The organism is Sphingorhabdus sp. M41 (genome assembly GCF_001586275.1).
In the GTDB taxonomy this organism is placed as follows: Bacteria; Pseudomonadota; Alphaproteobacteria; order Sphingomonadales; family Sphingomonadaceae; genus Parasphingorhabdus.
On record NZ_CP014545.1, the window covers coordinates 868,357 to 880,796 of the forward strand.

General features: G+C 54.2%; 12 protein-coding genes. 10 read left to right on the forward strand and 2 right to left on the reverse strand.

Translation table 11 applies throughout. The features are described 5' to 3' along the window. Positions 1-213: 213 nt before the first annotated feature. The gene (locus tag AZE99_RS04140) at positions 214-2,553 is read right to left on the reverse strand and encodes a TonB-dependent receptor (RefSeq protein ID WP_156472106.1); all 2,340 of its coding nucleotides are present in this window, start codon (positions 2,551-2,553) and stop codon (positions 214-216) included. 343 nt (positions 2,554-2,896) lie between these two features. On the opposite strand from AZE99_RS04140, the gene AZE99_RS04145 reads away from it, so the two are divergent. The 6 genes from AZE99_RS04145 to AZE99_RS04170 all read left to right on the forward strand — a co-directional run bounded on the left by AZE99_RS04145 (position 2,897) and on the right by AZE99_RS04170 (position 6,199). Beyond that, a complete protein-coding gene (locus tag AZE99_RS04145; protein ID WP_067198304.1) occupies positions 2,897-3,289 on the forward strand; it encodes a host attachment family protein in 393 nt (130 codons plus the stop codon). A 266-nt stretch (positions 3,290-3,555) separates the two neighbouring features. Further along, the gene (locus tag AZE99_RS04150) at positions 3,556-3,915 is read left to right on the forward strand and encodes a hypothetical protein (protein ID WP_067198306.1); all 360 of its coding nucleotides are present in this window, start codon (positions 3,556-3,558) and stop codon (positions 3,913-3,915) included. Positions 3,916-4,266: 351 nt separating this feature from the next. Further along, positions 4,267-4,548 (forward strand): hypothetical protein, encoded by a 282-nt coding sequence (locus AZE99_RS04155; protein ID WP_067198308.1) that lies wholly within the window; start codon positions 4,267-4,269, stop codon positions 4,546-4,548. Between the two features lie 251 nt (positions 4,549-4,799). Continuing rightward, entirely contained in the window at positions 4,800-5,432 is a 633-nt protein-coding gene (gene trhA, locus AZE99_RS04160) for a PAQR family membrane homeostasis protein TrhA (RefSeq protein WP_082788232.1), read from the forward strand. 141 nt (positions 5,433-5,573) lie between these two features. Beyond that, positions 5,574-5,867, forward strand: coding sequence for a type II toxin-antitoxin system RelE/ParE family toxin (locus AZE99_RS04165; protein ID WP_067198311.1), 294 nt, complete (start codon positions 5,574-5,576; stop codon positions 5,865-5,867). A 50-nt stretch (positions 5,868-5,917) separates the two neighbouring features. Beyond that, positions 5,918-6,199 (forward strand): addiction module antidote protein, encoded by a 282-nt coding sequence (locus AZE99_RS04170; RefSeq protein ID WP_067198313.1) that lies wholly within the window; start codon positions 5,918-5,920, stop codon positions 6,197-6,199. A 16-nt stretch (positions 6,200-6,215) separates the two neighbouring features. Here the strand turns inward: AZE99_RS04170 and AZE99_RS04175 are convergent, their stop codons facing one another. Beyond that, positions 6,216-7,658, reverse strand: coding sequence for a hypothetical protein (locus tag AZE99_RS04175; protein WP_067198315.1), 1,443 nt, complete (start codon positions 7,656-7,658; stop codon positions 6,216-6,218). 273 nt (positions 7,659-7,931) lie between these two features. Here AZE99_RS04175 and rpsL point away from each other — a divergent pair, with 273 nt between their 5' ends. The 4 genes from rpsL (at position 7,932) to tuf (ending at position 12,435) form a co-directional block, all read left to right on the forward strand. Beyond that, positions 7,932-8,303 (forward strand): 30S ribosomal protein S12, encoded by a 372-nt coding sequence (gene rpsL, locus AZE99_RS04180; RefSeq protein ID WP_067198316.1) that lies wholly within the window; start codon positions 7,932-7,934, stop codon positions 8,301-8,303. A gap of 23 nt (positions 8,304-8,326) precedes the next feature. After that, entirely contained in the window at positions 8,327-8,797 is a 471-nt protein-coding gene (gene rpsG, locus AZE99_RS04185) for a 30S ribosomal protein S7 (protein WP_067198318.1), read from the forward strand. A 201-nt stretch (positions 8,798-8,998) separates the two neighbouring features. After that, positions 8,999-11,092, forward strand: coding sequence for an elongation factor G (gene fusA / locus AZE99_RS04190; RefSeq protein ID WP_067198319.1), 2,094 nt, complete (start codon positions 8,999-9,001; stop codon positions 11,090-11,092). Positions 11,093-11,244: 152 nt separating this feature from the next. Beyond that, the gene (gene tuf, locus AZE99_RS04195; RefSeq protein WP_067198321.1) at positions 11,245-12,435 is read left to right on the forward strand and encodes an elongation factor Tu; all 1,191 of its coding nucleotides are present in this window, start codon (positions 11,245-11,247) and stop codon (positions 12,433-12,435) included. Positions 12,436-12,440 lie beyond the last annotated feature (5 nt).

Genomic DNA, 12,440 nt, shown 5'->3' on the forward strand with positions numbered 1-12,440 from the left:
GGCGTCGCTCGCGGGGCAGTTTGGAAGATTTTTATCCGCTATAACATAGCCTGTATCGTGGCATGAAAATAACGGGCGCCGGCCGTGCTTCTGCCTATACTCTGCCGAGTGGGCACAACCAATTTCCCGGTGAAGGCGGCAACCTTCACCGGGAATTTTCTTTATTGTTGTCCCGCAGCGGCCGACACAGCGGCTGTCGCTATACGAGACCTTCTAGAATTTCGCGCTGGCCTGAATGCCATAGAAACGCGGTTCAGCCGGGATGAATGTGGGGTAGCCGAAAGCCCCGCCGGTATTGCCGGCATCGAGCAGATAATCCTTGTTGGTCAGATTGCGGGCAAAAACCGCCAGCTCGAACCGATCTTCGCCAAAGCCGACGCCGGCCTTTGCGTTGACCAGCGTCACCGGACCCTGCGCGATCTCCGGACGGTTGGTTGTTTCGAAGAAGATTAGGCTGCGGTAAGTCACGCTTGGGGTCATGAACAGGCGCATGCCGTTGCCCAGCGGGGCATCGATCGTGAACCCGGCAGCTGCTTGCCACTCGGGCTGCAGGCGGAACCGGTTTCCAGCATAAATGCCGTTTTCAGGCTTGTCGTCGATACCGCCATCAATCCAGCCGACATTACCGAACATGGTCAGCCACTCGGTCGGTCGCACCTGAAGCTCAGCCTCGACGCCCAGATTGCTAGCCGAGCCGGCGCTTTCGGTTACGGATGATCCGACCGGCTGGCCCGAAGGATCATTGGGATCGGAAATGACGCGCGAGACCTGGAAGTCGCTGTATTTCTGATAATAGACGCCGAGCGAACCCGAGATGATGCCGGACGAGCCCTTGATGCCGCCTTCGTAATTCCATACAATTTCTTCCGGGATGACGCTGGTCGCGGTCGCCGTCTGATTGACGGTCGGCGAGCGGCGGCCCTTCGAGACGGTGGCATAGAGGTTGACGTCGTCGGACAGGCGATAGAGCGCGTTGAGGCGCGGTAGGACCGCGGTGAAGCTGTCTTCCGACCACAAGGTGCCATTGGTCGTGGTCTGGCCGGGGATGAGCGATCCGCCGGTCAGGACGCTCGCTTGTGCAACCGAATTATAGCCCGACTTGCGCTTCTCGATCAGCCCGCGAACGCCGGCGGTCAGTTCGAGACTGGGTGTCACCGTCCATCGGACGTCGCCGAACACCGAATAGCTGTCGTTGATGCCGAGGTTGGTGAATTCGGAGCTGTAGGGCAGCACGGTGGCCAGCCCTTGGGTAAGCAAAGCGGTTGCCTGAGCTGCAGCGACCGTTCCGTCGGCTGCGATGCACGGGATGCCGAGCTGCGCCCGGACCGCGGCCGATGAGCAGGCCAGAAAGGTTCCTTCTTCACTGGAAAAGGGCACCCGCTGGAAATTGTCCTCGTGGAAATAGTTCCAGCCAAACGAGGCCCGAACATTGTCGTCCTGATAAGCGAAGCGCGATTCATGGCTGACCTGCCAGCCCTGCGAATCCTCGGTAAACTCGAGATACCAGGCGGCCGAGCCGTCGGCGTCGAACACTTCCTGGCTGTCGAACTTGCGGTAGCCGTTGACGGTGGTGAAGTTCCAGCCGTCATCGAAATCATAGCTGGCGGTCAGATTGCCGTCATAGACCTCGCGGCGCAGGCCGAGATCGTCGCTGCCCAGGACCGTTGCCGAAATTCCGGCCGGCGCGCCAGACAGATTGGCTGGTCCGAACCGGTTGGCCGGGCCGGCCGAGGTCGGGAAATTGCCCGAGATGAAGGGCGTGCCGCTGTTGCGCTGCTGGTCATAGGTGCCGATCAGGTCGATGGTCAGTGCGTCGCTGGGGGTAAAGCGCAGCGAACCGCGCAGCCCGAGCTGATCCTGTGCATAGAGATCGCCCTGCCGGTCCGACAGATTTACGATATAGCCGTCGCGTTTCTTCCATTCACCAGCAACGCGCGCAGCGATCAGGTCATTGCCGACGTTCAGGTGGCCACCGACGATGCGTGAATCATAATTGCCGACACCGGCGGTCAGTTCGCCGGAAAATCCGGGTTCCGGCCGGGCCGAGAGGATGCTGATCGCGCCGACGGCCGAGGCGGTGCCGAACAAAGTCGCCTGCGGCCCCTTGATAACCTCGATCCGGTCAACGTCGTAGATCGCCTGGTAAGAACCGCGCGAGCGCGAAATATCGATGCCGTTATAATAGAGCGTGACGCGCGCCGCCTGCTGCGAGGAACCGCTGTCCGAGGTGATGCCGCGAATGACGATGCCGGGATTGTTGGCGCTCTGCTCCTGAATGTTCAGGCCGGGGACATAGTTGGACAGTTCGTCGAGATCGGACACGCCGAGCCGGTCCATTTGCGCGCTGGAAACGGCGGAAATGGTGATCGGCACGTCGGTCGATTTCTGCTCGAATTTCTGGGCGGTGACGATGATGACGTCTCCGTCGCCTTCATCGGCGATATCATCGGTGCTGGTCTGGGCGAAGGCCGGGGCCGTGCTGGCGACGAACAGCGCGGAAGCGAGGGCGATCAGCGAGGGGCGGGAGAGGGTGTTGGCGGAATATTTTGTCATGGAAGGAATCAGCCTTTTTATATGCGACACTGGAATGGATGGTGCAGTGCAGCAAAGTCGTGACGACTTGAGGTGATTGTCATGACATTTTGGATAAAGCAGAAAGACGCTAATATGACAATGGCTTGGTGGCTGACGAATGGCACATGATCACCATCCAGCACTTGTTGGCCTTGGGTAGCCGAAGGCTCAGGGGCTCCGGCGTAGGTCCGCGTTCTTAAAGGACGGCTGCAACAGGTTTAGCATGACGAACGGACGATTTCCGCTCTGGCCTCCAACCACTCGCAGGCAACCTTTTCCGGCCTTCCGCGTTAATTGTCCGAACCTAGAAAAGGACATGAATATGGGCACTCTTAATTTTCCGGAAGAAACATTTGTGGTTGTCGCGACGGGCAGGGAGGCAAAGACCTTTCATGTCAGAAGCGGCGCACTGGAGCATGACGGCGACTGGACGCCCGGCCATCTGGCCGATCAGGGCCCGTCCGGCAAATCGCCGCCCGAGCAGTCGGCGCAGGACAGCATGGAGGCGACCTTCTCGAAAATTATCGCGGAAAAATTATACGATCTCGCGCACAAGGGCGCCTTTGAGCGGCTGATCCTGGTTGCCGATCCGGAGACATTGGGCGAGATCAGGCCCTTGCTGCATCAGGAAGTGAGTGACAAGATTGTGCTGGAACAGGCGAAGACGCTGATCAATTCGCCGGTTGAGGATATCGAAAAGTCCTTGGCACAATAAAGGCCTTATGAGACGGTAGCGGCACTTGTGACGCTATCGGGCTCAGGCGAGCGACCGTTATTTTACAGGAAAGCGCCGGTGATTTTACGCCGGCGCTTTTTTGTTGAGGGCATATCAAGGCAGCGAAATCCGGTATCGCGCGACCGGAATCCGCTGTCATTGCAGCCAAAACATTCCCCCCGTCACGGGAAATATTGAGTCTGTTCAGCTTGAGCCCCGCTATGTTAGGAGTTCTGGTCACGGGTCATTGTCTTGGGGGATTATTCATGAAAAACTTCTTGTCCAGTGGCTTGATTGCCGCTTCTTTTGCACTCGCATCCGCCACGCCCGCCAGTGCGGAAATGTCGAGTGATCCGGCGTCGGACGCCGATTGTGTCGTCTCGCTCATGATGCTGACCGAACAAGCGGATAACGCCTCTGACAAGGATGCCATTGCTACGATGGCATTATATTATTTCGGTCGGCTGGGCGGCGAGGGGCAGGCCAATGCCGGCTATTTGAGTTCCCGAATGAACCGGTTCGCTGCCGAGCCAGAATATTATCTGGCGAAATCCGAGCAATGCGCGACTGACTTTGAGGGCGAGACTCAGACCCTGGAACAATTCGAAACATGGTTAACCAATTGAAGCGGGGCGTCATCCCGAACGTGATAACCTGGCGGTAGCCTTCGGCTGAGGACCGCATTGGGATCCCGCGAAGATGTGAAGCTCCTCCTATTTAGAAATGTCAGGTCGATCATGCCGCACTTGATCGACCCCCGGTGCCACGGCAGCGATTCCACGCAATCCTAACATATCAGAATTCCAGATTGGAAGAATTGGAAGCTCGTTTCTCGCGGATTGGCAGGCGCATCCGCGCGGTGGGGCGTGATGGTCTTTGGCGTGGGTGTTGTCGGCAGGAAGGTCGGGCAAAATTGCGCCAAATTGCAGCGAAAAACGTCGAAAGCATGACGTGTTTTCGCCCGAAATGGAAAAATAATGCCGGGAAATGACAATTTTCGACGTGCCGGTCAGGGCGCATTTGATTCCGCCTTCCGCGCCGCCGCCGAATATCTCGACAGGCCGGAAATGACCGCGACTGATCTGAAGGTTGCCTTCGAAGAAAATGACGCCGCGCTGATCCTCGGTGGCAGCGGAGAGCAGGATCACGCGGCAGGCGCTCTGCGCTATTCGGTTTTGGGCGCTGGGGCCGAATGGCAATATGACGCTGGAGACCTTGCTGGGCGTGCTGCGTGCGATGGGGGTGCGGTTGTCGGTTAGTGGGTGAACAGTGTATTTAGTAAACTGTCACCATAATGCCGTAATGCAAACTGCGGCTGGTGACGGGAGGCAGTTTCAAGGTACGCCGTCTGCTGGACGCATCGGCGGCCCGTCTGTGTTCGGCGATCGAGCGGTTCGAGGTCGGCGAGGGGCAGGTTGCCGCCGTTGGTTAGTGGGTGACTGTTGGCGATAAATATGCTGTCACCTTTATCCCGTCTCCAATGCCCCCCCCTTCCAAAGATTGTGATCTGATGTACCCCACGCCCGATATACAGGAACGCCGCGCCGATTTTATCGTCCATGGCATAGGATTGATTTTCATCCTGGCGGCCGGTCTGGCCTTGCTCTCGCAGGCTGCTGTCGGCCACGGTCTGGCCGTGGTCGCGGCGGTCGGGACCTATGTGGCCTGCGTGGCATTTTCTCATGTCATTTCCATGTTCTACCATTTGTCGCCTTTTCATGACCGGCGGCTGATGCTGCGCCGGATCGACCATGCGGCCATCTATCTGACTATCGCGGGAACTTTTACCCCGATTTTTGTCCTCGCGGGTACGGAGTTCAGCCTCTTCCTTCTGACGACGGTCTGGGCGCTCGCCATTCCCGCGATACTGTACAAGATATTTGGCAAGAACCTGGATTCGCGCTGGTCGCTGGCTTCCTATCTCGGTCTGGGATGGATGGGCCTTATCGGCGTGCCCGAGATGATGGAGCAGTTACCGCCATTATCATTATGGGCCATGTTGGCGGGTGGAGCCTTTTATTCGCTCGGCACGATATTCTATGTCCGCAAGGGGCGGCCCTTTCGCTATTCCATCTGGCATAGTTTTGTGATGATGGGCGGGGCGAGTTTCTTTGTGGCTATCTGGGTGGCTTTAGTGGCTTGAAGCATTGTGACAGTTCCGGCCAACTCGTCATTCCGGACTTGATCCGGAATCCAGAGCGTCTTTACCGAAGCGCATGCGGGCCCAACACCATATGTCATCTAAAGTTGACAAACTAGCCATTGTCATCTATAGTTTACACTCATGAATATTCGGCAGACCGACGCCTTTGCGAATTGGCTCAAGAAGCTGAAGGATCATGAGGCGCGGGCGCGGATCATTATGCGCGTCAATCGTTTTCGCTTCGGCAATCTTGGTGATGTGAAAGCGGTGGGTGACGGGGTCCGTGAGGCACGTATTGATTATGGTCCCGGCTACCGACTTTATTTTGTCGAGCGTAGAGGCGAATTGATCATATTGCTTTGCGGGGGATCGAAGAAAACGCAGCAAAGTGATATCGCAATGGCAAAAACATTGAAGAGAGACGTTGACATATAGCCCTTGAGGCTAAGCCCCCATAAGGGGCGTTTATGGGAAGGCATATTTAAATGGCGACCACGACAACAGAATTCGACGCTGCCGAATATCTCGACAGCCCGGAAATGATCGCGACCTATTTGAAGGTTGCCTTCGAAGAAAATGACGCCGCGCTGATCCGCACCGCGCTGAACGATGTCGCGCGCGCCAAGGGTATGACGGCGGTGGCAGCGGAGAGCAAGATCACGCGGCAGGCGCTGTACAAGGCGCTGGGTCCGAATGGCAATATGACGCTGGAGACCTTGCTTGGGGTGCTGCGAGCGATGGGGGTGCGGTTGTCGGTTAGTGGATAACAGCCCCAGCTAAATGTTATCCCGGACTAGACTCATCTTCATCTGCTTCTCGAGGTGTGAACACCATATGAGTTTTGTCACCGAAGCTATCGAGCCATTCATCTACATCAACAGGCGCAAAGTGGATTGTGCGAGAGCCAAATGGGAAAAAATCGGGTGTGTGGCTGGTAATCTGACCATCATCTTCCAAAAACAGATGCGCAGCGCCAGGCATGCTTGCTGGGTCTAGCGGCTTGAGAGCATTTGGATTATGAATGACAGACAGGCCTTCCGTCCAAGTTTCTTCGTAGCCTTCAGAATTAACAACTACCTTAAAAAACTTAGGACTGGTTGCATTGGGATCATGGTTTACCATTGTACCTTCACGTAAGGCCACAACCTTACCAGATCCGAATCCAGTTAAAATACCCATTCGATTAAACTTCGCTATAGTGCCACTATTACTGAATAGAATTGCCGAAATATGCTCAGAGTCAGGTTGATTGAAAAACCCTGAAGGTATCGACTTATCTTCCCAATCGTGTGTTTCGATTTTAGTTGGCAGAATTATCAAGTTCCCTTGTTCATCCTTTTCGTAGCCATGTTCTACTCCAAAAACATAACGTTCTAAAGCTGATCGAGAGTGGATCATTGACCCCGGTGATGAGAAATCGTGGATAGCTAGGACCAGAGGTTTGTTGGCTACGTGAGCGTGCTCCCAATACTTCTTCTTCAGTTTGCTATAAAGCGCGCTCCCAAATTTAATTGGCATATAATCGTGTAGATAGACTCGCAGCTCCTCAGCAGTATCGGTCGGTGGAGGCGGAATAATTTCTTTACCATTTTTCGTTGGGGCAACGGTAACTGCTTCAACATTAAAAGATCCCATTAATCCATCGCAGCAGAAATCTGGTACGGCATTTGAACGATCGATATCATAGCCCATTTCTCTAAAAGTTGCGAAAAGATATAGTTCCCAAATACGTTGATCAAAGCCAGTGGTTTGGAATTGTTCAACGAAGTTACCATCTGCATCTTCATACCAATGCATCATCAGAGATATGATGTCTTGAGCTGGCGAGTAGCCTTCCTGAGAGATGAACTTTTCAAAATCAGGATTGAGTGGTTGTTTTGAGACTACCGGAGTTAAGAAATCTACAGGCTCTCCGTCTTCATCGTCTTGATGAAATTCTGAGGGTGGGGCCTGGCCTGCAACAGCCATTTCTGTCCGAAGTAAATCACGCGCCGCATCTGGAGTATCGACAAACGTTGTCATACGGACTGAACGCATCCGTTTTAATGCATCCGCTGCGAATACAGTTCCAAAATAGTCTCGGTCTGTGCGGTCCTGAATAAGCATACCGACAATGCGCCCATTATCGATTTGAAAAAACTCCAGTTCGTTGGCCATCGCAAGAGCCATTGCTTTGCGCGCATATCCCGCAATGGCGTTGAATCTCGTTTCAGATATTTCTTGCATTTGCGATCGCCCTTATCTTACCAGAAGCTGTAATGCGCTGAGGATACTATTTGCCAGCAAATTGTATCTTTGACCTGTTTTGTCAAAGACCCAAATCCTCCGACCACACCCTTGACCCCCGCCCGAATCCCGTCTAAGGGCCGCGCTTCCGCTACATCGGGCTCTGCTCGAGGCTGCAGAAAACTTACATAGGCAAAACACTTGCCGCTATTTTGGGCGGTGAGAGTAACCCCTGCATTTTGCAGGACAATTCTACTATAAGGTGAAGACTTTATGCCAACGATTAACCAGCTCGTCCGTAAAGGGCGGGTGCCCCAGAAGACGAAGTCCAAGGTGCCGGCCATGGAAGCCAACCCACAGAAACGTGGCGTTTGCACCCGTGTCTATACAACGACTCCAAAGAAACCAAACTCCGCTCTGCGTAAGGTTGCCAAGGTTCGCCTGACCAACCAGCGCGAGGTCATCAGCTATATTCCCGGTGAAGGTCATAACCTTCAGGAACATAGTGTTGTCCTGATCCGCGGCGGCCGTGTTCGCGATCTTCCCGGTGTGCGTTATCACGTACTGCGCGGCGTTCTTGATACCCAGGGTGTCAAAGACCGTAAGCAGAGCCGCTCGAAATATGGCGCCAAGCGTCCTAAATAGTTTCAGTTTCGGAGTTATAAGATATGTCACGTCGTCGTCGTCCCGAAAAGCGGGTCATTTTGCCCGATCCAAAATTCAAGGATCTGATCCTTTCGAAATTCATGAACAACCTGATGATGGATGGTAAGAAATCCACCGCAGAGCGCATCGTATATGGTGCCTTTGACACGGTTGAAGCCAAGGCGAAAAAAGATCCCTTGCAGCTGTTTCATGATGCTCTCAACAATATCAAGCCGGGCATTGAAGTTCGCAGCCGCCGTGTTGGTGGTGCGACCTATCAGGTTCCCGTCGAAGTGCGTCCCGAACGCGCGCAGGCTCTGGCAATTCGCTGGATGATTTCTGCCGCTCGCGGTCGCAGCGAAACCACAATGGCCGCGCGCCTTTCGGGAGAGATCCTGGATGCGTCGAACAATCGTGGCAATGCGGTTAAGAAGCGGGAAGATGCGCACAAGATGGCTGAAGCCAACCGCGCATTTGCTCACTACCGCTGGTAGTATAAGTTTAGACCGTTCGTCCTGAGCCTGTCGAAGGGCGCTTCTCGTCAGGGAAGCATATTCTCGATCGAGGCACTTCGACAAGCTCAGTGCGAACGGACTTTATACCGTTAAAATAGACCATCACAGGGCTGGCATTGTTCAGCCCATTTCACTATAGGGCAGCCAGAATTTGGTTCCCCACATACTGGAGTACAGACTATGGCACGCAGCCATCCGCTCGAACGATATCGCAATATCGGCATTATGGCCCATATTGACGCTGGCAAGACAACGACGACCGAACGTATTCTTTTCTATACGGGCAAGTCCTATAAAATCGGCGAAGTGCATGATGGCGCGGCGACGATGGACTGGATGGAGCAAGAGCAAGAGCGTGGTATTACCATTACCTCTGCTGCGACCACCTGTTTCTGGAATGCCGACGACCGTCAGGGTCCAGAGCACCGGATCAACATCATTGATACGCCAGGCCACGTTGACTTCACCATTGAAGTCGAGCGTTCGCTGCGTGTGCTCGATGGCGCGGTAGCCTGTTTCGACGGTGTTGCCGGCGTTGAGCCGCAGTCCGAAACCGTATGGCGTCAGGCTGACAAATATAAAGTGCCGCGGATGTGCTTCATCAACAAGCTCGACCGCACCGGCGCCAACTTCAAATTCTGTGTCGATTCGATCATCGAGCGTCTCGGCGCGACGCCTGCTGTATTGTATCTTCCAATCGGTATCGAAGCCGACCTGACCGGCCTGGTTGACCTCGTCAATCAGCGTTCGATCACCTGGAAGAACGAAGATCTTGGCGCTGAATATACTTATGGCGAAATTCCTGCGGACATGGCTGACGAAGCGGCTGAATATCGCGAGAAGCTCATCGAGCTTGCTGTCGAGCAGGACGATGACATCATGGAGCAATATCTCGAAGGCAACGAGCCTGACGCAGCGACTTTGAAATCGCTGATCCGTAAAGGCACGCTGAACCAGAGCTTTGTACCCGTACTTTGCGGTTCTGCATTCAAGAACAAGGGTGTCCAGCCTTTGCTCGACGCTATTGTCGATTATATGCCGAGCCCGCTCGACGTTCCTGCCATTAAGGGCGTGTTGCTCGACGGCGAAACCGAAGATACACGTGCATCCTCCGATGAGGCGCCATTCTCCGCGCTGGCCTTCAAGGTCATGAACGATCCGTTCGTGGGTACCTTGACCTTCTGCCGTATCTATTCCGGCAAGCTGGAAAAGGGCACGGTTTTGAATTCGGTCAAGGACAAGAAAGAAAAAGTCGGCCGTATTCTCGAAATGCACTCCAATGACCGTAAGGACATTGAAGAGGCGTTCGCAGGCGACATCGTTGCTCTGGCGGGGATGAAAACCACCACGACCGGCGATACGCTCTGTAATTCCGAGAAGCCGATCATTCTCGAACGCATGGAATTTCCTGAGCCGGTTATCGAGCTCAGCGTTGAGCCAAAGACCAAGGCTGACCAGGAAAAGATGGGCGTTGCCTTGAATCGTCTTGCTGCTGAAGATCCAAGCTTCCGGGTGACGACTGACCACGAATCGGGTCAGACGATCATCAAGGGCATGGGCGAGCTTCATCTCGACATTCTGGTTGACCGCATGAAGCGTGAATTCAAGGTCGAAGCGAATGTCGGTGCGCCTCAGGTGGCTTATCGTGAATCCATCGGCAAGGCTGTCGATATTGATTACACGCATAAAAAGCAGTCCGGCGGTTCCGGTCAGTTTGCGCGTATCAAGTTCGAAGTCACTCCGGGCGAGCGTGGATCAGGCATTACCTTCAGCGATGAAGTCAAGGGCGGTAATATTCCGAAAGAATATATCCCGTCGGTTGAAAAGGGTATGCGCGAAACGGCTGAAACCGGCTCGTTGATCGGCTTCCCGATCATCGACTTTGACATCCGTGTCTATGACGGTGCCTATCATGATGTTGATAGTTCGGCGCTGGCATTTGAAATCGCCGGTCGTGCAGCAATGCGCGAGGCGGCTCAGAAATCCGGCATCAAACTGCTTGAACCAATCATGAAAGTTGAAGTCGTGACACCGGAAGACTATCTTGGTGATGTGATCGGCGATCTTAACTCTCGCCGTGGTCAGATCCAGGGTACTGACACACGCGGTAACGCTCAGGCTGTGAACGCCATGGTGCCGCTTGCCAACATGTTCGGTTATGTGAACGAATTGCGTTCCTTCAGTCAGGGGCGCGCACAATATTCGATGCAATTCTCTCACTATGAGGAAGTGCCGAACAATGTGGCAGAAGAGATCAAGGAGAAAATGGCTTAACCGCCACTCCTTTTCGAGGTAACGCGCTTTCCTTTTGTGCAGGTCCGACGGGAAATCCCCCGGACCGGCAAAAGGGTGTTGACAGAATTAGAGAGTCTCGCCAAAGCGCGGCGCAGACTATCAAGATGATAGAAAATCAGAGGTAAAATAAAATGGCTAAAGAGAAGTTTGAGCGCAACAAGCCGCACTGCAACATCGGCACCATCGGTCACGTTGACCATGGCAAAACGACGTTGACCGCGGCGATCACCAAAGTGCTTGCTGAAACCAGCGGCGGTAAGGCTGTTGACTTTGCGAACATCGATAAAGCTCCTGAAGAGCGCGAGCGCGGCATCACCATTTCGACGGCACACGTTGAATATGAAACCGAAGCCCGCCACTATGCGCACGTCGATTGCCCAGGCCATGCTGACTATGTGAAGAACATGATCACCGGTGCTGCTCAGATGGATGGTGCTATTCTTGTGGTTAACGCTGCTGACGGCCCAATGCCACAGACCCGTGAGCACATCCTGCTCGCTCGTCAGGTTGGCGTTCCTGCGCTTGTTGTTTTCATGAACAAGGTTGATCAGGTCGACGACGAAGAGCTGCTTGAGCTGGTTGAAATGGAAATCCGCGAGCTTCTGTCTTATTATGACTTTGATGGCGACGCTATTCCAATCGTATCCGGTTCTGCCCTGGCTGCGCTCGAAGGCCGCGACGACGAAATCGGCAAGAACAAGATTCTTGAACTGATGAAAGCTGTCGACGAAGCCATTCCTCAGCCAGAACGTCCAGTTGACCAGCCATTCCTGATGCCAATCGAGGACGTGTTCTCGATCTCCGGTCGCGGTACGGTTGTAACCGGCCGTGTTGAAACCGGCATCGTGAATGTTGGTGACGAATGTGAAATCGTCGGTATCAAAGATACCACGAAGACCACCGTTACCGGCGTTGAAATGTTCCGCAAGCTGCTCGACTCCGGTCAGGCTGGCGACAACATTGGTGCATTGATCCGTGGCGTTGACCGTGAATCGGTTGAACGTGGTCAGGTTCTCTGCAAGCCAGGTTCGATCACCCCGCACACCGAATTCTCGGCTGAAGTTTACGTGCTGTCGAAAGACGAAGGTGGTCGTCATACGCCTTTCTTCGCCAACTATCGTCCGCAGTTCTACTTCCGCACGACCGACGTAACCGGTGAAGTGATCCTTCCTGAAGGCACCGAAATGGTTATGCCTGGTGATAACGTCACCATCGGCGTGAAATTGATTGCTCCAATCGCTATGGATCCAGGTCTTCGCTTCGCTATTCGCGAAGGCGGCCGTACTGTTGGATCAGGGGTTGTCAGCAACGTAACAAAGTAATATAG